The sequence below is a fragment of the Pseudomonas sp. GW823-FHT04A03 genome, from assembly GCF_058796615.1.
On the sequence record NZ_JBXAIV010000003.1, the window covers coordinates 407,043 to 424,703 of the forward strand.

Annotated in this window: 16 protein-coding genes; 11 read left to right on the plus strand and 5 right to left on the minus strand. The window is 60.4% G+C overall.

Annotated elements, in window-relative coordinates; translation table 11 throughout:
* Nucleotides 1-78: 78 nt before the first annotated feature.
* Nucleotides 79-573, minus strand: coding sequence for a CS1 type fimbrial major subunit (locus AC1Q9F_RS11645; RefSeq protein ID WP_102687185.1), 495 nt, complete (start codon nucleotides 571-573; stop codon nucleotides 79-81).
* 494 nt (nucleotides 574-1,067) lie between these two features.
* Between AC1Q9F_RS11645 and AC1Q9F_RS11650 the strand changes: the two genes are divergently transcribed.
* Nucleotides 1,068-1,643 (plus strand): PadR family transcriptional regulator, encoded by a 576-nt coding sequence (locus AC1Q9F_RS11650; RefSeq protein WP_011335784.1) that lies wholly within the window; start codon nucleotides 1,068-1,070, stop codon nucleotides 1,641-1,643.
* Entirely contained in the window at nucleotides 1,640-2,425 is a 786-nt protein-coding gene (locus AC1Q9F_RS11655) for a siderophore-interacting protein (RefSeq protein WP_492619868.1), read from the plus strand. Before AC1Q9F_RS11650 ends, AC1Q9F_RS11655 begins: the two co-directional genes overlap by 4 nt.
* A gap of 17 nt (nucleotides 2,426-2,442) precedes the next feature.
* On the opposite strand, the gene AC1Q9F_RS11660 is transcribed toward AC1Q9F_RS11655, so the two are convergent.
* Together AC1Q9F_RS11660 and AC1Q9F_RS11665 are read right to left on the minus strand one after the other, a co-directional pair.
* Nucleotides 2,443-3,081 (minus strand): Pr6Pr family membrane protein, encoded by a 639-nt coding sequence (locus AC1Q9F_RS11660; protein WP_492619867.1) that lies wholly within the window; start codon nucleotides 3,079-3,081, stop codon nucleotides 2,443-2,445.
* A 1-nt stretch (nucleotide 3,082) separates the two neighbouring features.
* Nucleotides 3,083-3,313 (minus strand): VF530 family protein, encoded by a 231-nt coding sequence (locus tag AC1Q9F_RS11665; protein ID WP_007956650.1) that lies wholly within the window; start codon nucleotides 3,311-3,313, stop codon nucleotides 3,083-3,085.
* Nucleotides 3,314-3,613: 300 nt separating this feature from the next.
* Between AC1Q9F_RS11665 and AC1Q9F_RS11670 the strand changes: the two genes are divergently transcribed.
* From AC1Q9F_RS11670 to cmoB, 9 genes are all read left to right on the plus strand, one after another.
* Complete coding sequence (locus AC1Q9F_RS11670; RefSeq protein WP_492619866.1) at nucleotides 3,614-4,975, plus strand: carbohydrate porin; 1,362 nt, start codon at nucleotides 3,614-3,616, stop codon at nucleotides 4,973-4,975.
* 136 nt (nucleotides 4,976-5,111) lie between these two features.
* Nucleotides 5,112-7,523: a glucose/quinate/shikimate family membrane-bound PQQ-dependent dehydrogenase gene (locus AC1Q9F_RS11675; protein WP_492619865.1), complete on the plus strand. Its 2,412-nt coding sequence runs from the start codon at nucleotides 5,112-5,114 to the stop codon at nucleotides 7,521-7,523.
* 411 nt (nucleotides 7,524-7,934) lie between these two features.
* Nucleotides 7,935-8,309 (plus strand): DUF6124 family protein, encoded by a 375-nt coding sequence (locus AC1Q9F_RS11680; protein WP_492619864.1) that lies wholly within the window; start codon nucleotides 7,935-7,937, stop codon nucleotides 8,307-8,309.
* Nucleotides 8,310-8,967: 658 nt separating this feature from the next.
* On the plus strand, nucleotides 8,968-11,391 hold the full coding sequence (gene lon, locus AC1Q9F_RS11685; protein WP_492619863.1) for an endopeptidase La: 2,424 nt from the start codon (nucleotides 8,968-8,970) through the stop codon (nucleotides 11,389-11,391).
* A gap of 219 nt (nucleotides 11,392-11,610) precedes the next feature.
* Entirely contained in the window at nucleotides 11,611-12,231 is a 621-nt protein-coding gene (locus AC1Q9F_RS11690; protein WP_492619862.1) for a hypothetical protein, read from the plus strand.
* Between the two features lie 236 nt (nucleotides 12,232-12,467).
* Nucleotides 12,468-12,860 (plus strand): protease inhibitor I42 family protein, encoded by a 393-nt coding sequence (locus tag AC1Q9F_RS11695; RefSeq protein WP_102688178.1) that lies wholly within the window; start codon nucleotides 12,468-12,470, stop codon nucleotides 12,858-12,860.
* A gap of 2 nt (nucleotides 12,861-12,862) precedes the next feature.
* Entirely contained in the window at nucleotides 12,863-13,507 is a 645-nt protein-coding gene (locus AC1Q9F_RS11700; protein ID WP_207983857.1) for a lysoplasmalogenase, read from the plus strand.
* Nucleotides 13,508-13,722: 215 nt separating this feature from the next.
* Nucleotides 13,723-14,430 (plus strand): carboxy-S-adenosyl-L-methionine synthase CmoA, encoded by a 708-nt coding sequence (gene cmoA, locus AC1Q9F_RS11705; protein ID WP_243459162.1) that lies wholly within the window; start codon nucleotides 13,723-13,725, stop codon nucleotides 14,428-14,430.
* Nucleotides 14,427-15,383: a tRNA 5-methoxyuridine(34)/uridine 5-oxyacetic acid(34) synthase CmoB gene (gene cmoB / locus AC1Q9F_RS11710; RefSeq protein WP_207983859.1), complete on the plus strand. Its 957-nt coding sequence runs from the start codon at nucleotides 14,427-14,429 to the stop codon at nucleotides 15,381-15,383. Before cmoA ends, cmoB begins: the two co-directional genes overlap by 4 nt.
* Nucleotides 15,384-15,506: 123 nt before the next feature.
* Here cmoB and tadA read toward each other — a convergent pair whose 3' ends face one another.
* The gene (gene tadA, locus AC1Q9F_RS11715; RefSeq protein ID WP_134334217.1) at nucleotides 15,507-16,004 is read right to left on the minus strand and encodes a tRNA adenosine(34) deaminase TadA; all 498 of its coding nucleotides are present in this window, start codon (nucleotides 16,002-16,004) and stop codon (nucleotides 15,507-15,509) included.
* Entirely contained in the window at nucleotides 16,004-17,380 is a 1,377-nt protein-coding gene (locus AC1Q9F_RS11720) for a multicopper oxidase family protein (protein ID WP_207983860.1), read from the minus strand. Before AC1Q9F_RS11720 ends, tadA begins: the two co-directional genes overlap by 1 nt.
* Nucleotides 17,381-17,661 lie beyond the last annotated feature (281 nt).

Genomic DNA, 17,661 nt, shown 5'->3' on the forward strand with positions numbered 1-17,661 from the left:
TCCGGCGGGACAGACAAGGCTGTTCATCCCGCCGGGGAACGCGACTCTGGCAAGCTGCGTTGAGTGCGGATCAACCGATTACTTGCCACCACCGATCGGCGGCACGGCGTCGAAGGTCATGGCGACGACACCGGTGTAATCACCCGGCTGGAAGTTGCTGCCCTTGGCACTGATCTTCAGGGGTGCGCGGAAGTTGACGTCGGATTCCGACTCGCCCACAACCATTTGCGGGGTCAGGGTCAGTTCCTTGTTGTTGAACAGGACTTGCAGATCAATGGCGGTGTTGCCGGCGATCAGTTTTGGCTGGCTTTCCAGGCTGGCATGAACCGAGCCGTTGTTATTGCGCACGTCGAAGAAACCATTGACTTCACGCATCTTGCCGGTGCTTGGCTGGAAGCTCATGTCCTGATCCTTGTTGACCAGATCGGAGTCGGTCGGCACCACGTAGAAACCGTTGGTCGGTACGTGGGCGATCAGGCTGATGGAGTGACGGGCTTCACCGGCGGCAAAGACCGCGGACGAGCTCAGGGCCAGGGCAGCGAGAGAAGCGGTGATTGCGATTTTCTTGAACATCGGTCAGTACCTGTTTTCTTTTTAAGGGAATCGAAACATTGAAGTTCATGTCATACCGGTCGATAAGTACCGAAAACATGGAAGTTCAATGCCGGGGCATGATCGACCCTTGTCTCAAGAATGTAAGCAGGCAACTTCCCACGCACTTGTAGTTCAACAACCTCGCGACATGAAAGAAAAAACATCAAAAAATCAAAATATATAAAAGTAGCTGTAAGGCATTCCCTACCTACAGTTATTTATAAAAATCTTTACAGCAGTTTCGACAATACCAGCCAGCACTTTCTAATCTTTTTAGAATATAAGCTCAAGTATTAATAGAGTGATAGCTTTAACTTTCCGGTTATTCCTGTCTCGATCAACAAGGTATGCGGTTCCTCCGTCAGCGCGCCTTTCTCACCGTTGACCACTCGTCAGCTCTGCGGCACAAAGCCCTTGCTCGGCCACAAAGATATATCTTAAGTTGTATCTAAACACGACGAGAGAAGACTGAAATGAGAGACCATCATTCCCCCCACCGCGACCACGGCGACAGCCGTGACGGCTTCGAAAAACGCCACGGCCGCGAACGCGGCGGTCGCGGCCCGCGGGTATTCGCCCCGGGCGATCTGAAATTGCTGCTGCTGGCGCTGATCGCCGAGCAGCCGTGCCACGGCTACGACCTGATCCGCCAGATCGAAACCATGTTCGACGGCGCCTACAGCCCCAGCCCCGGCGTGATCTATCCGACCCTGACATTCCTCGAAGAGAGCGAAATGATCACCGGCGACGCCGAGGGCGGCAAAAAGCGCTACGCGGTGACCGATGCCGGCCGCCAATCCCTCAGCGAACAAGCGGTGGCGCTGGACGGCGTGCGCATGCGCATCGACGTCAGCAAGCGCTCGTTGCGCGGCCACGACCGGCCGCCGGAAATTCATGAAGCGGTGCACAACCTGCGCCACGCATTGCAGATGCACCACGGGCGCTGGAGCCCGGAAGAAATCCTGCGCGTGCGCGACCTGCTCAACGACACCGCCAAAGCCATCGTCGACGGCCCCGCCGTTCAATCTGCCCCGGAGAAAGCCGAATGACTGAAGTACAGACCCAAGGCATCCACCGCGTCATGCATGAAATCAAACGTCGCCGCCTGGAAGTGTTGCGCGTCGTCGACCTGACTCCGCGCATGCGCCGCATCACCCTCGGCGGACCGGAACTGGCGGGCTTCATCAGCCTCGGTACCGACGATCACGTCAAGCTGCTGTTCCCGCAGAACGCCGAACAATCCGCCGCACTGGAAACCCTGGTGCTCGGCGCCGGCAAGAGCGATGTACCAATGCCCGAAATGCGCGACTACACCCCGCGCCGCTACGACCTCGACAAGCTTGAGCTGGACATCGATTTCGTCCTGCACGGCGACGGCCCTGCCTCGACCTGGGCGGAACAGGCCAAGCCTGGACAGTTCCTGCACATCGGCGGCCCGCGCGGTTCGATGATCGTGCCGGATATCTTCGACAGCTACCTGCTGATCGGCGATGAAACCGCCCTGCCCGCCATCGCCCGCCGCCTCGAAGGCCTGCCGGCCAATCGCAAGGCGCTGGTAGTGATCGAAGTGGAAAACGGCAAGGAACAGCAAACCCTGGAAAGTGCGGCGCAGGTCAATGTGATCTGGGTTTTGCGTGAGGGTGGCAAGGACAATCTGCTGACCACCGTCAAACAGTTGCAGGTGCCCAAGGGCAATCTGTATGCGTGGGTGGCGACGGAAACCAAAGTCTCGCGGCAGATCCGCCGGGTGCTGCTCGATGAGCACGGGCTGGATGAGCAGTTCGTCAAAGCCGTCGGCTACTGGCGTGCCGAGGGCTCCGAAGAAGAGTGAAGCGAGCGGCGGCGCTGTTAAAGGCGCCGCCCCTGCCAGCGATCAATTCCGATCACCAGCAACGCAATCAGCACAAACCCCAGCAGAATCCCCCCGGCATTGACGAACACCTGTGGATAACCCAGCAGTGCCACGTCAATGAACGGATAGGCGTAAGCCCCCAGAAGATGCCCTCGTAACAGCGCATAAGCGAAGTACACCAGCGGATAGATCAGCCAAAGCGGCAGATGCTTCAGACGCAAAGTGCCCTTCGGCACACACAGCCACCAATAAGCCAGAAACAGCAGCGGCATCACGTCGTGGAGCAATTCGTCAGCGATAAACTGCCAGCCCTGCGGATGCCACAGGTGACGCAGCAAAATGCTGTAGGCCAGGCCCACCACCGCAATGCTCACAGCAATCCCGCTGCTGACCCAGGGTTGCAGAAACCAGCGGCGCGCGGCGGACTCGCGATCGGCTACCGCACAGGTCAGCACCACCGCCACCAGGGTGTTGGTGATCACGGTGAAGTAACTGAAGAAACTCACCAGCCCGCCCAGCAGGCTGGCACCGACGCTCAAGCGCGCGAAGAAAATCAGGTACAGCTGAATCCCCAGCCCGGCCCAGCCCAGCACCGCAGCCGAAGTGATCAAGCGTCGCCGCAGCACGGCGTTCATCTCAGAGCGGTCGCTTGGTGCGCATCAGTTTCACGTACAGACGCTCGACCTTTTCCCGCGCCCATGGCGTCTTGCGCAAAAAGGTCAGGCTCGACTTGATGGTCGGATCGCTCTTGAAGCAACGGATGTCGATGCGCTCGGCCAGGCCCGACCATTCGTAGTGGGTCACCAGTGCGTTGAGGATCTGTTCGAGGGTCACGCCGTGCAGCGGATCGGGATTGTGGTCGTTCATGCCGGGCCTTTGGGCGAAGTGAAAATGCAGAAGCCGCGCACCTTAGCCGAGGGCATGGGCGGGTGGAAGGCCTTGGGTTAAATGTAGGCCAACCGGAGAAGATCGCAGCCTGCGCCAACGCCCGCAATGCGCTGTATTGCCGCACTGTTACCGAATCCGAAAGGGTTCATGTCTGCAAAAGCACTTTGTGTTTTTGTAACAGGACATTATCCTGCCGCCCTTCTGCTGAATCGCTTCACTGCCTGCGTCAAATCGTAGCGGCCAGCTTATCCCCCAAAAAGATCAAGAAAGACCCTATTCATGCCCGATTTTCCGTTCTCCCGAGACAGCGCTATCTCAACCCTGCGCCTGATCGGCGGCTGCACCGCCCTTGGCCTCGCCACCTGCACCCAGGCCGCTCCGGCCTTCGACAGTGAATCACCGTGGATGCTCGGTGACTGGAACGGCACCCGCAGCGAACTCGCGGCAAAAGGTATCGACTTCAAGCTCGACTACACCGGCGAAATGGGCAGCAACCTGCACGGCGGCTACGACCATGACCGCACCGCGCGCTACAGCGACCAATGGGGCCTCGGCACTCATCTGGATCTGCAAAAACTGCTCGGCTGGAACGACGCTGAATTCCAGCTGACCGTGACCAAGCGCAGCGGCAACAACATCAGCAACGACCGCATCAACGACCCGCGCGTCGGTGGTTTCACTTCCGCCCAGGAAGTCTGGGGCCGTGGCCAGACCACCCGCCTGACGCAGATGTGGTACCAGCAGAAATTCTTCGACCAGAAGCTCGACATCAAGGTCGGCCGCTTCGGCGAAGGCGAAGACTTCAACACCTTCCCGTGCGACTTCCAGAACCTGGCGTTCTGCGGCTCGCAGGTCGGCAACTGGGTCGGCGGCATCTGGTACAACTGGCCGGTCAGCCAATGGGCAATGCGCGTCAAATATCACCTGACGCCAGAGCTGTACGCGCAAGTCGGCGCCTATGAGCAGAACCCGTCGAACCTCGATCGCGGCAACGGCTTCAAACTCAGCGGCAGCGGCACCCAGGGCGCGATCCTGCCGATCGAACTGGTGTGGAAGCCGAAGCTCAACGGCCTGCCGGGCGAATACCGCGCCGGTTACTACTACAGCAACGCCAAGGCCACCGACGCCTATAAAGACAGCAACGGCCAGCCGGCCGCACTGAGCGGCGAAGCCTATCGCAGCGCTTCGAGCAAACACGGCGTGTGGCTCGGCGTGCAGCAGCAGATCACCAGCGTCGCCAGCGACAACTCCCGCGGCTTGAGCGTGTTCGCCAACGGCACGATGCACGACAAGAAGACCAACGCCATCGACAACTACGTCCAGGCCGGCTTGGTCTACAAAGGCCTGTTCGACGCCCGCGCCAAGGACGACATCGGTTTCGCCCTGGCCCGCGTCCACGTCAACCCGGCTTACCGCAAGAACGCCGAGGCGATCAACCAGGCCCGCGCCGTTTACAACTATGACGATTCGTCGTTCCTGCCCCCACAAGACACCGAATACAGCGCCGAACTCTATTACGGCGTGCACGTCACCAACTGGCTGACCGTGCGCCCGAACCTGCAATACATCCGCCATCCGGGCGGTGTGGACAAGGTCGATGACGCGCTGATTGGCGGGATCAAGATCCAGTCGTCGTTCTAACCCAATGCAGGCCGCTCAGGCCTGCAGATGAAATTCGATAGCAAGACAAGTTTTTATCTGAACCATGCCCGCGCCCGATCGTCATCTACAGTGACTACAGCGCGGGACTACTTGAAACGTCACGGAGAACCACACTATGAGCACTGAAGGTGCTTCGAGTCGAAGCCGTCTTCTGCCGAACCTGCTCGGCATTCTGCTTCTGCTGATGGGCCTGGCCATGCTGGCCGGGGGAATCAAGCTGAGTACGCTCGGCGGCTCGCTGTATTACCTGCTGGCCGGTATCGGCATCACGCTGACCGGCATTCTGATGCTGATGCGCCGTCGCGCAGCATTGGGCCTGTACGCCATCGTGCTGTTCGCCAGCACCGTCTGGGCGCTGTGGGAAGTCGGCCTGGACTGGTGGCAACTGGTGCCGCGTCTGGCGCTGTGGTTTGTCCTCGGCTTCGTGATGCTGCTGCCGTGGTTCCGTCGTCCGCTGCTGCTCGCAGGCCCGGCGCCGATGGGCACCGGCGGTCTGACCGTGGCCGTGATTCTGGCCGGCGTCACCGCTTTGGCCAGCCTGTTCACCCACCCGGGCGAAACCTTCGGCGAACTGGGTCGCGACACCGCCGACACCACCAGCACCGCCCCGCAAATGCCGGACGGCGACTGGCAGGCCTACGGCCGCACCGAATTCGGTGATCGCTACTCGCCACTGAAGCAGATCACTCCGGCCAACGTCGGCAAGCTGCAAGAAGCCTGGCGCATCCAGACCGGCGACCTGCCGACTGCCGATGACCCGGTGGAACTGACCAACGAAAACACCCCGTTGAAAGCCAACGGCATGCTCTATGCCTGCACCGCGCACAGCAAAGTGCTGGCGCTGGACCCGGACACCGGCAAGGAACTGTGGCGCTTCGACCCGCAGATCAAGAGCCCGGTCGGCTTCAAGGGCTTCGCCCACATGACCTGCCGTGGCGTGTCGTACTACGACGAAGCCGCTTACGCCAAGTCTGAAAACGCTGCCTCCGCCGTCATCTCCGATGCCGGCAAAGCTGTCGCTCAAGCCTGCCCGCGTCGCCTGTACCTGCCGACCGCCGATGCACGCCTGATCGCACTGAACGCCGACACCGGCAAGATCTGCGAAGGCTTCGGCACCAACGGTGTGGTTGACCTGACTCAAGGTATCGGCCCGTTCACTGCTGGTGGTTACTACTCGACTTCGCCTGCCGCTATCACCCGTGATCTGGTGATCATGGGCGGTCACGTCACCGACAACGAATCGACCAACGAGCCGTCCGGCGTGATCCGCGCCTACGACGTGCGCGACGGTCATCTGGTATGGAACTGGGACAGCAACAACCCGGACGCCACCGAACCCTTGGCCCCGGGCCAGACCTACAGCCGCAACTCGGCCAACATGTGGTCGCTGGCCAGCGTCGATGAAAAACTCGGCATGGTTTACCTGCCACTTGGCAACCAGACTCCAGACCAATGGGGCGCCGACCGCACCCCGGGCGCCGAGAAATTCAGCGCCGGCGTAGTCGCCCTGGACCTGGGCACCGGTAAAGTGCGCTGGAACTACCAGTTCACCCACCACGACCTGTGGGACATGGACGTCGGCAGCCAGCCAACCCTGCTGGACATGAAAACCGCCGATGGCGTGAAACCTGCGCTGATCGCCCCGACCAAACAGGGCAGCCTGTACGTCCTCGACCGTCGCGATGGCACGCCGATCATCCCGATCCAGGAAATCCCGGTTCCGCAAGGCGCCGTGAAAGGCGACCACACCGCCCCGACCCAGGCCCGCTCGGACCTGAACCTGCTGGCCCCGGAACTGACCGAAAAAGCCATGTGGGGCGCCAGCCCGTTCGACCAGATGCTGTGCCGCATCCAGTTCAAGGAACTGCGCTACGAAGGCCAATACACGCCTCCGTCGGAACAGGGCAGCCTGATCTACCCGGGTAACGTCGGCGTGTTCAACTGGGGCGGCGTCTCGGTCGATCCGGTTCGCCAGATGCTGTTCACCAGCCCGAACTACATGGCCTTCGTCTCGAAAATGGTGCCACGCGAGAAAGTCGCGGCCGGCAGCAAACGCGAAAGCGAAACCGCTGGCGTGCAACCCAACACCGGCGCGCCATACGCGGTGATCATGCACCCGTTCATGTCGCCACTGGGCGTACCGTGCCAGGCCCCGGCCTGGGGCTACGTCGCCGGTATCGACCTGACCACCGGCAAAGTCGTCTGGAAACGCAAAAACGGCACCAGCCGCGACAGCTCGCCAATCCCGATCGGCTTCACCCTGGGCGTGCCAAGCATGGGCGGCTCGATCATCACTGCCGGCGGCGTCGGCTTCCTCAGCGGCACCCTCGACCAGTACCTGCGCGCGTACGACGTGAACACCGGTAAAGAACTGTGGAAATCGCGTCTGCCTGCCGGCGGCCAAGCGACCCCGATGACCTACACCGGCAAGGACGGCAAGCAATACGTCCTGCTCGTGGTGGGTGGTCACGGTTCGCTGGGCACCAAGATGGGTGACTATGTGATTGCTTACAAACTGCCGGAATAAGCTTTAACGGCGGTAAGGAAAAAGGCGATGCCCTGAGAGGGGTGTCGCCTTTTTTTGTGGGCTGCGTTTTTTTAAACGGGGTGTTTATGTCCTACAGACAGGGTGTTTGCAGGGGATGTTTCTGACATGTCGCGTCGGTTGTGGGTCGGAAATGGGGTGGATAGGCTTTGGGGGTCGCTGAAACATTCAGCGAACGGGCTTCGCAGTCCGCTCAACTCACTTGGTGCATAATCGCCACCCCGAACCGAAGTGCCTTGGTACTTTTCGTTTTTTATGGTGGCTGTGTGCGGGATACCTTCGGGTATGCCGGAGTTTGCCAAGTGATCCGGTCTGCGAACCCGCGCACAGCTGCCACCCTCCATCGTTTCGCAGCGATTCGTGGTAGCTCAATTTGTCACTTGGAGTTCCACCATGAAAAAACCAACACCCAATCCCCCCGAATCAAACGACACCTCGCCCTACGAATCCCCTGATTCAAAGAAACTCCACGACGCCGCCGAACGCGCGCTCGACCACCATTTCAATCCCATTCCAAAAAAATGCCCCGGTCGCCGACCGAGTCAGATGTTTCAGATCTCCCCGGACATGGACGATGAAACTCTGCTGGCTCATGCCTGTGAGTCCTTGGCCACAGCCAGTGTCATGGCCAGTGATGTAGCAGCGTTTGTCGATACGCCGCAGCGGCACCGGATCCTGGGGATTCAGCAGGTGATCATGCTGGCGGAACTGGCGGTGAATCGGGTGCTGGATAACGTCGAAGTACAACGTTACCCGACACCCGGCTAAGCCACCCTGACGAAATCGACTGCCAGCCACAAACCGCATTCGCTGGCAGATCGATTGGGACGCAGAGCGTCCCGGGCTGCATTCCCACGCAAAGCGTGGGAACGATCAAGTTACAGCCATGCGCGGGAGGGCCTACGCCCTGCCAGGTTCCATTCCCCGGTCGACCAACCCGCGCATGGCTCCCCAAAAAACAGGATGAGCGTTAGCTCGACAACGCTCTTGATCTTGATCCACAGGTCCCGTCGGCAGGCTGAGTGGAGGGGTTCATCCGGGGGTAGGCGCGCAGCGCCGTTCGACGCAGTCGAACACATCGAGAGGAGGTGCAGCGAAGCAAACCGGAGGCGATGCCCCCGGATGAATCCCGGAGCGAAGGAACCCCGAGCCTCAGCGAGCGGGCCGAACGTTGGGACAAGCATTTTTTTGCTTACTTTTTTGAGGCGTTTGTCAAAAAAGTGAGTCGCCGTAAGGGCGAAACCGCCAGCCGCAGCACCGAAAAAACGGATATTCACCCCAAACACCCAGAGCATGGTCGGCCCAGAGGCCGCCAAGCCCAAAACCCTGTCAAAACCCTGAACACACAAGCAGAAACACCCCACCCCATTGAAACCACCAAAAGCCTGCCCCATCTAAGACCCATACCCCATTGCGCAGGTGCCCCATGAGCGACCAGCAAGAATTCCCCGAGAACCCCGACGACATCACCGAAACCGACGCCGAACACATCGAACACCACGTCCCAGGCAAAGGCCTCGCCCTGCCCGGCCAGAACCTGCCGGACAAGGTCTACATCATCCCGATCCACAACCGCCCGTTCTTCCCGGCCCAGGTCCTGCCGGTCATCGTCAACGAAGAACCCTGGGCCGAAACCCTCGAACTGGTCAGCAAATCCGAACACCACTCCCTGGCCCTGTTCTTCATGGACACCCCCCAGGAAGACCCGCGCCACTTCGACACCAAGGCGTTGCCGCAATACGGCACCCTGGTCAAGGTGCACCACGCCAGCCGCGAAAACGGCAAACTGCAATTCGTCGCCCAGGGCCTGAGCCGCGTCCGCATCAAGATCTGGCTCAAACACCATCGCCCTCCCTATCTCGTTGAAGTCGAATACCCGCACCAGCCCACCGAGCCGACCGACGAGGTCAAGGCCTACGGCATGGCGCTGATCAACGCGATCAAGGAGCTGCTGCCGCTCAACCCGCTGTACAGCGAAGAACTGAAGAACTACCTCAACCGCTTCAGCCCCAACGATCCGTCGCCGCTGACCGACTTCGCCGCTGCCCTTACATCCGCCACCGGCCCTGAGCTGCAGGAAGTGCTCGACTGCGTGCCGATGCTCAAGCGCATGGAAAAAGTCCTGCCGATGCTGCGCAAGGAAGTCGAAGTCGCGCGCCTGCAAAAAGAAATCTCCGCCGAAGTGAATCGCAAGATCGGCGAGCATCAGCGCGAGTTCTTCCTTAAAGAACAGCTCAAGGTCATCCAGCAGGAACTCGGCCTGACCAAGGACGACCGCAGCGCCGACCTCGAACAGTTCGAGCAGCGCCTGGAAGGCAAAGTCCTGCCGACGCAGGTGCAGAAGCGCCTCGAAGAAGAGATGAACAAACTGTCGATCCTCGAAACCGGATCGCCGGAGTACGCGGTCACCCGCAACTACCTCGACTGGGCGACCTCGGTGCCGTGGGGCGTGTACGGCGAGGACAAACTCGACCTCAAGCACGCGCGCAAGGTGCTCGACAAACATCACGCCGGCCTCGACGACATCAAGGACCGGATCCTCGAATTCCTCGCGGTCGGTGCCTATAAAGGCGAGATCAGCGGCTCCATCGTGCTGCTGGTCGGCCCACCGGGCGTGGGTAAAACCAGCGTCGGCAAATCGATCGCCGAATCCCTCGGCCGGCCGTTCTACCGCTTCAGCCTCGGCGGCATGCGCGACGAAGCCGAGATCAAGGGCCACCGCCGCACTTACATCGGCGCGCAGCCGGGCAAACTCGTGCAGGCGTTGAAAGACGTCGAAGTGATGAACCCGGTAATCATGCTCGACGAAATCGACAAGATGGGCCAGAGCTACCAGGGCGACCCGGCCTCGGCGCTGCTGGAAACCCTCGACCCGGAACAGAACGTCGAATTCCTCGACCACTATCTGGACCTGCGGATGGACCTTTCGAAAGTCCTGTTCGTCTGCACCGCCAACACCCTGGACTCGATCCCCGGCCCGTTGCTGGACCGGATGGAAGTGATTCGCCTGTCGGGCTACATCACCGAAGAAAAAGTCGCCATCGCCAAGCGTCACCTGTGGCCGAAACTGCTGGAAAAGGCCGGCGTGTCCAAGGGCAGCCTGAGCATCAGCGACACAGCACTCAAAGCCTTGATCGACGGCTACGCCCGTGAAGCCGGCGTGCGCCAGCTGGAAAAACAGATGGGCAAACTGGTGCGCAAAGCGGTGATGAAGCTGATCGACGATCCGAAAGCGGTGATCAAGATCGGGCCGAAAGACCTCGAAGCGTCCCTCGGCCATCCGGTGTTCCGCAACGAGCAAGTGCTGTCCGGCACCGGTGTGATTACCGGCTTGGCGTGGACCAGCATGGGTGGCGCGACTCTGCCGATCGAAGCCACGCGGATTCACACGTTCAATCGTGGTTTCAAACTCACCGGGCAACTGGGCGATGTGATGAAGGAGTCGGCGGAGATCGCCTATAGCTATGTCAGTTCGCACCTGAAATCCTTCGGCGGCGATCCAAAATTCTTCGACGAGGCTTTCGTCCACCTGCACGTGCCGGAAGGCGCAACACCGAAAGACGGCCCGAGCGCCGGTGTGACCATGGCCAGCGCCCTGCTCTCGCTCGCCCGTAATCAGGCGCCGAAAAAAGGCGTGGCGATGACCGGTGAATTGACGCTGACAGGGCATGTACTGCCGATTGGCGGGGTGCGCGAGAAGGTGATTGCGGCGCGGCGACAGAAGATTTTCGAGTTGATTCTGCCGGAGGCGAATCGGGGGAATTTCGAAGAGCTGCCGGATTACTTGAAGGAAGGCATTACGGTGCATTTCGCCAAGAAGTTTGCGGATGTGGCGAAGGTGCTTTTCTGATCACTCTGTGACGACCGTTCCCACGTCGAGGCGTCGAACCGTCTGCGTGGGAATGCATCCTGTGACACTCCGCGTCACGCTTGCGAAGGGACGCAGAGCGTGGGAACGATCATCGAAAACCTTCAATCCCCACCCGTCGGAACTGTAATTTCTAACAGGTGGCAGCTAATCCGGGAGTTGATAAAACGCTTGCTCATCCACCTCCACGAGTAAGCAATCATGGAAGACAAAATCACTGAATTAGCGCCTCCCGTTATCCTTGCACCCATAGATCAAGAGAAGTTGGACGCAGACAAACTGCTTTTGACAGGGAGCGGCGTACCCGGGGCTGCTATTTTCGCAAAGTCGAACTTTCTCAGACCAAACCCGGATCTTGACCCTTGGGTATCAATCACTGAGGTCAGGCAGGACGGTAGCTGGAGATACCTCGCCACTGATTACAATTCCGAGCACCCTCGAAGCCTCTTTTTTAGCGTCAGACAGACACAGCACTGGCCTCCTGAAACATCACTGCCCAGCGTTACCGTGAACTTTACGAAACGGCTCGGACCACCGTTGATGACGTCACCCATACAGGGCGGGGAGTTAAATCCTTCCAGCCAAAACTTCGAGGGAACGGGATATAGCCTGACCGACTTTATCGACATTGAGTTCAAAACAGTTCCTCCTCTACCGCCTGAAACATACAACACCAGCACGACTGTCGACAGGAGCAGTCGATCGTGGAAGGCAACCCCAGCCTGGCCGCTGGCAGCCGGCGAGTATCTGCTGAAGTGCAGGCAAGGTAATAAAGATCACCTATCACGATGGAGCGATGAGATAAGTGTGAGGGTTGTGTGACGTAGACTTTTACCTGCTAAACATTAGGCTCTCGAAAAAACCGCGATGGTCAGCGCTACGTCAAAATGAACTCGCGTTACAGAATCCAGCATCGAGTAAATGTGTGGACTGGACACAACTCGAGAGCCACTTCGGCCAATTCCCCTTCCTTGCGGGAAGGGGATTGGTGTTGTCACACTTTGTCTCATCTTCAGTTATGCTCGCCGTTCGTCGCCAACGCCGGAGCCACTGAATCCATGTCCCCCCTTCGCCTGTTTGTCCCCCTGTCCCTCGCCCTGCTGGCCGCCTGCGCCACGCAACCGAAAACCAACGTGACCGTGGAAAAACAGAGCGAATGCCCGGTGCGGCTGACCAACGGGCAAAACCTGATCGTCATGCTCCCAAGCAACCCCACTACCGGTTACCGCTGGGCCATCCAGGATTCCGCCGGCGGCGTACTGCGCGCCCTCAGCCCCGAGGTCTACAGCAATCCGGAAGATGCCGGCGTGGTCGGCGCCGCCGGTCTCTCGACCTGGCGCTTCCAGGCTTTTGCCACCGGCACCGGTCGCCTGCGCCTGACTTCGCAGCAACCTTGGGCGCCGGAAGTATTGCCGGTGGAAACCTTTGACTGCGCCATTTCGGTGAACTGATCGTGGGCTGGCTGATCCTCGCGCTGATGGGCGCCGTGACCTTTCTCTATGGCGTCAGCACCCACGCGGCGCTGCTTTGCCTGCTGGTCAAACCGTTGCCGGTATTGGCGTTGCTCGGCTGGCTGCACGATGCACCACCGAGCGACTATCGCCGCTGGATCAGCCTCGGTCTGATTTTCTCGTTGATCGGCGATGTGTTGCTGGCGTGGCCGGGGGATTTGTTCGTGTTTGGCTTGGGTGCGTTTCTGGTAGCGCATCTGGCTTATCTCAAGGCTTACCTCAGCGATTGCCGACGCCTGGCCCTGCTGCCGCTGATCCTGGCGCTCAGTGTCGGCGCTGTGCTGTTGGGTATCCTGATCTCCAGCGGACTCGGCCCGTTGACCGTGCCGGTGATCGTCTACGGCACCGCCATCAGCACCATGCTCTGGCGCGCACTGGCCCGACTCGGCAGCGGCGTACCACAACGTTCGGCACTGCTGGCGGCGGGCGGCGCAGTGGCGTTCGTGTTCTCCGACAGCGTGATCGGCATCAACCGGTTTGTCTCACCGTTCAATGCGGCGCCCTACATCATCATCCTCAGTTACTGGCTGGGGCAGTGGGGGATCGCCGCCTCGGCCTTCTCCCAAACCAAACGCCCCGACCTCTGAAACCGATCGCTCCCACGCTCTGAGTCCTTGCGCAAGTGACGCAGAGCGTCACCGGATGCATTCCCACGCGGAGCGTAGGAACGATCACCCGCTGCAAAGCGGTTTATCAGACAACCCGCGCATCTGCGCGCCAGTTTGGCTAAAATGCCGGCCTTTTCATCGACACCGCCGGAACCGCCGTGAGCAAAGAACCCGATCGCATTTTCGCCCAGCCGATGGCCCAAGTGCCTGACTTCGCCTTCAACGAAGACGTGGTGCGGGTGTTCCCGGACATGATCAAGCGTTCGGTGCCGGGTTACCCGACCATCGTCGAGAACCTCGGCGTACTCGCGGCGCAGTTCGCTCAGCCGAACAGCGTGCTCTACGACCTCGGAGCTTCGCTCGGCGCCGTGACCCAGGCCCTGCGTCGCCACGTGCGCACCGACGGTTGCCGGGTGATCGCAGTGGATAACTCGGCGGCGATGGTCGAGCGCTGCCGCGAGTACCTCAACGGTCAGGACTCGATGTTCCAGGAGTTGCTGCCGGTCGAAGTGATTGAAGGCGATATCCTCGCCCTCGACTTCAAACCGGCTTCGGTGGTGGCGCTGAACTTCACTCTGCAATTCATCGCCCCGGAACAGCGCACGGCGTTGCTGTCACGCATCCGCCAATCATTGCTGCCGGGCGGCGCGCTGATTCTGTCGGAGAAGCTGCGCTTCAACGATGTCGAAGAACACGCGCTGCTGACTGACCTGCACGTCGCGTTCAAGCGCGCCAACGGCTACAGCGAACTGGAAATCGCCCAGAAGCGCAGCGCCATCGAAAACGTCATGAAGCCCGACAGCCTCGAAGAACACCGCGAGCGCCTGCTGGCCGCCGGGTTCTCGAAAGTCGTGCCGTGGTTCCAGTGTCTTAACTTTGCCTCGTTGATTGCCTTGCCATGATTGATCTGTCCCCCCTCGCCCGCCGTCTGGCCGGCACGCCGCTGGCCGAATGGGCCAACACCCTGCAAGTGCAGCTCGACAAGAAAATGGAGAAAGGTCACGGCGATCTGGAGCGCTGGCAAAGTGCGCTGGACGCCTTGCCGAAGATCCAGCCGACTGAAGTCGACCTGCTCGACGGTCTGAAACTCGACACCGATTGCGACGCCGAAACCCGTGCCCAGATGCGTACAGCCCTGATGGGCCTGTCGCCGTGGCGCAAGGGGCCGTTCGATCTGTTCGGCGTGCACGTCGACACCGAATGGCGCTCGGACTGGAAGTGGTCGCGGGTCGCTCCGCATCTGGATCTGAAGGGCAAACGCATCCTCGATGTCGGTTGCGGTAACGGCTACTACATGTGGCGCATGCTCGGGGCCGGTGCCGACAGCGTGATCGGCGTCGATCCGAACTGGCTGTTCTTCTGCCAGTTCCAGGCGGTGCAACGTTATCTGTCAGAGCCGAATGCCTGGCACCTGCCGTTCCCGTTCGAAGACCTGCCGCCGAATCTGGAAGGCTTCGACACGGTGTTTTCCATGGGGGTGTTCTATCACCGTCGTTCGCCGATCGAGCATTTGCTGGCGCTGAAAGATTGCCTGGTGAAAGGTGGCGAGCTGGTACTGGAGACGCTGGTGGTCGAAGGCGACAAGCATCAGGTGTTGGTGCCGGAAGACCGTTATGCGCAGATGCGTAATGTGTGGTTCTTGCCATCGGTGCCGGCGCTGGAATTGTGGCTGCGTCGTGCGGGTTTCACCGATGTGAAATGCGTGGATGTGAGCACCACCACCGTTGAAGAACAACGCGGGACTGAGTGGATGAAGTATCAGTCGTTGAGCGACTTCCTTGATCCGGAAGATCACAGCAAGACGATTGAAGGGCTGCCGGCGCCGATGCGGGCGGTGATTGTCGCTAAGAAGTAAATCTTCCAAACACCGAATAACACTGTGGGAGCGAGCTTGCTCGCGATAGCGGTTTGACAGTCAACATTTCTGTAACTGTCCGACCGAATCGCGAGCAAGCTCGCTCCCACATTGGTTTTGTGTTCAGTCTGCCGGTTTCGCGCGCCGCGCCCTGAAGAACTCGGTCAGAACCGCCCCACACTCCTCCGCCAACACCCCGCCTTCATACAACACTCGATGGTTGAGAAAGCCCTGAGTGAAGAACTGCCCCTGACTCTGCACAATCCCGGCCTTGGGCTCCAGCGCGCCATACACCACCCGCGCGATTCGCGAGTGCACGATCAACCCGGCGCACATGCTGCACGGTTCCAGCGTCACGTAGAGCGTACTGCCCGGCAGTCGATAGTTATCCACTGCTTGCGCGGCGGCGCGGATCGCGACCATTTCCGCATGGGCACTCGGGTCGCTGGTACTGATCGGGCAATTGAAGCCACGACCGATAATTTCGCCATCCTGCACCAGCACTGCGCCCACCGGCACTTCGCCGAGGGCTGCGCCTTGGGCCGCCAATTCCAGCGCCTCGCGCATGAAGTCGCGGTCACGGCTGCGGTCGATGATCGCCGCGGGGCGAATCTGGCGCATCACTTCACCTCGATGGCGGCCATCAGGCCGGTTTCCATGTGGTCGATCACGTGGCAGTGGAACATCCACACGCCAGGGTTATCCGCCACCAGCGCCACCTGCGCGCGCTCGTTCTTGCCCAGCAGGTAAGTGTCGGTGAAGTACGGCACGATCTTGTGCCGGTTCGACGCAATCACCTTGAAGCTCATGCCGTGCAGGTGGATCGGGTGCTGGTACTGGGTCATGTTCTTCAGTTCGAAAATATAGCTCTGGCCCAGTTTCAGGCTGGCGATCGGCCGGTCGGCACAGGTCTTGTCGGTGATGTCCCAGGCCTTGCCGTTGATCTGCCACAGGCTCGGCGGCTTGCCGTTGTCGACATTCACCGACACCGAACCGACCCATTCGAAATTGAAGTTGAGTTTCTCGGCATTGGCCAGGTCCGGCTCGGCCACCGGGTTGGCCGGCAATGCCTTTGGCCAGTCGGTCGGCGCGTCATTGTTGGCCACCGACCGCAGGGTGCCAAGACGCACCGGGCCGTTGCGCAGCGACAGTTCTTCACCGGCCGGCGGTGCCTTGATCGCCAGGCAGATACGCATGCCCGGGCCGAGCCAGTACTCCTTGCCTAGCGGGCGCGGCTCGACCGGGTTGCCGTCCAGCGCATAGATCTGAGCTTCGACGCCGGGAATGTTGATGCGATAGGTCAGAGTGTTGTCGAGGTTGAGCAAGCGTACGCGGGTGATCTGCCCCGCCGGCAACTCGATCACCGGCGAAGGTACACCGTTGATGGTCGACAGCCGCCCCGCCGTACCGCCACGGGCCGCTTCACGCGGAATGCTGAATTCGACGAAGTTGCCCTCGTCGTCGATATGCCAGTTCTTGAGGCTCAGGGTCTTTTCGTACTTGAACCCGGTCGGCTCGCGCTCCTCGACAATCAACGGCCCGACCAGCCCGCGACCGAGCTCTTCGCTGCTGCTGACGTGCGGGTGATACCAGTAGCTGCCAGCATCCGGCACACGGAATTTGTAATCGAAGTATTCACCCGGCAGCACCGGCAATTGCGACACGTACGGCACACCGTCCATCTCCAGCGGCAGGCGGATGCCGTGCCAGTGAATGGTCGTCGCGACCGGCAGATGATTAATGAACCGCACCCGCAGCCACTCGCCCTGACGCACGCGCAACTCGGTGCCCGGCGCCGACGGGCCAAACGCCCAGGCCTCGGTCTTGTGCCCCGGCACCAGCTCGACGTCCAGTGGCGCAGCGATCAGCTCATAGTCATGCCCCGCATCGGCATCGGCCATCTTGCCCAGCCAGTAACGCGACGCGCCCCCCGCTCCCACGCCAACGACAACAAGACCGGCCAGGCCACCGAGGATTTGGCGACGGGTAAAGGACATGAACTCAACTACCTCACGTATCTGCGGCGGGCCCGCAGACCCGTAAAGGGCGAATACGATACACCCGCAGATGAGAAACAGTAAGGGCGGCGCGGCGACTGGCCGCAGTTCCTCAGAGCGAAAAGCGGGACTCAACTGCTCCACATTGCCGGGTTTTCAGACTGGATCCTGATCGTTTTCCCATGCGCCGTGCCTAATGTTCCGACACCCGTTACACACAACGGCTGACAGACCCTTCCTACGCCCAGCTGAAATGATCCGGTCCCATCCGTACCACCCTC

Excerpts from the sequence above, each read along its gene's own strand:
- AC1Q9F_RS11655 (WP_492619868.1), top strand. The coding sequence starts at position 1,640 with ATGACTGAAGTACAGACCCAAGGCATCCACCGCGTCATGCATGAAATC.
- AC1Q9F_RS11720 (WP_207983860.1), bottom strand. The coding sequence starts at position 17,380 with ATGTCCTTTACCCGTCGCCAAATCCTCGGTGGCCTGGCCGGTCTTGTT.
- AC1Q9F_RS11650 (WP_011335784.1), top strand. The coding sequence starts at position 1,068 with ATGAGAGACCATCATTCCCCCCACCGCGACCACGGCGACAGCCGTGAC.
- AC1Q9F_RS11665 (WP_007956650.1), bottom strand. The coding sequence starts at position 3,313 with ATGAACGACCACAATCCCGATCCGCTGCACGGCGTGACCCTCGAACAG.
- lon (WP_492619863.1), top strand. The coding sequence starts at position 8,968 with ATGAGCGACCAGCAAGAATTCCCCGAGAACCCCGACGACATCACCGAA.
- cmoB (WP_207983859.1), top strand. The coding sequence starts at position 14,427 with ATGATTGATCTGTCCCCCCTCGCCCGCCGTCTGGCCGGCACGCCGCTG.
- AC1Q9F_RS11660 (WP_492619867.1), bottom strand. The coding sequence starts at position 3,081 with ATGAACGCCGTGCTGCGGCGACGCTTGATCACTTCGGCTGCGGTGCTG.
- AC1Q9F_RS11680 (WP_492619864.1), top strand. The coding sequence starts at position 7,935 with ATGAAAAAACCAACACCCAATCCCCCCGAATCAAACGACACCTCGCCC.
- AC1Q9F_RS11695 (WP_102688178.1), top strand. The coding sequence starts at position 12,468 with ATGTCCCCCCTTCGCCTGTTTGTCCCCCTGTCCCTCGCCCTGCTGGCC.
- AC1Q9F_RS11670 (WP_492619866.1), top strand. The coding sequence starts at position 3,614 with ATGCCCGATTTTCCGTTCTCCCGAGACAGCGCTATCTCAACCCTGCGC.
- AC1Q9F_RS11675 (WP_492619865.1), top strand. The coding sequence starts at position 5,112 with ATGAGCACTGAAGGTGCTTCGAGTCGAAGCCGTCTTCTGCCGAACCTG.
- tadA (WP_134334217.1), bottom strand. The coding sequence starts at position 16,004 with ATGCGCCAGATTCGCCCCGCGGCGATCATCGACCGCAGCCGTGACCGC.
- AC1Q9F_RS11645 (WP_102687185.1), bottom strand. The coding sequence starts at position 573 with ATGTTCAAGAAAATCGCAATCACCGCTTCTCTCGCTGCCCTGGCCCTG.
- cmoA (WP_243459162.1), top strand. The coding sequence starts at position 13,723 with ATGGCCCAAGTGCCTGACTTCGCCTTCAACGAAGACGTGGTGCGGGTG.
- AC1Q9F_RS11690 (WP_492619862.1), top strand. The coding sequence starts at position 11,611 with ATGGAAGACAAAATCACTGAATTAGCGCCTCCCGTTATCCTTGCACCC.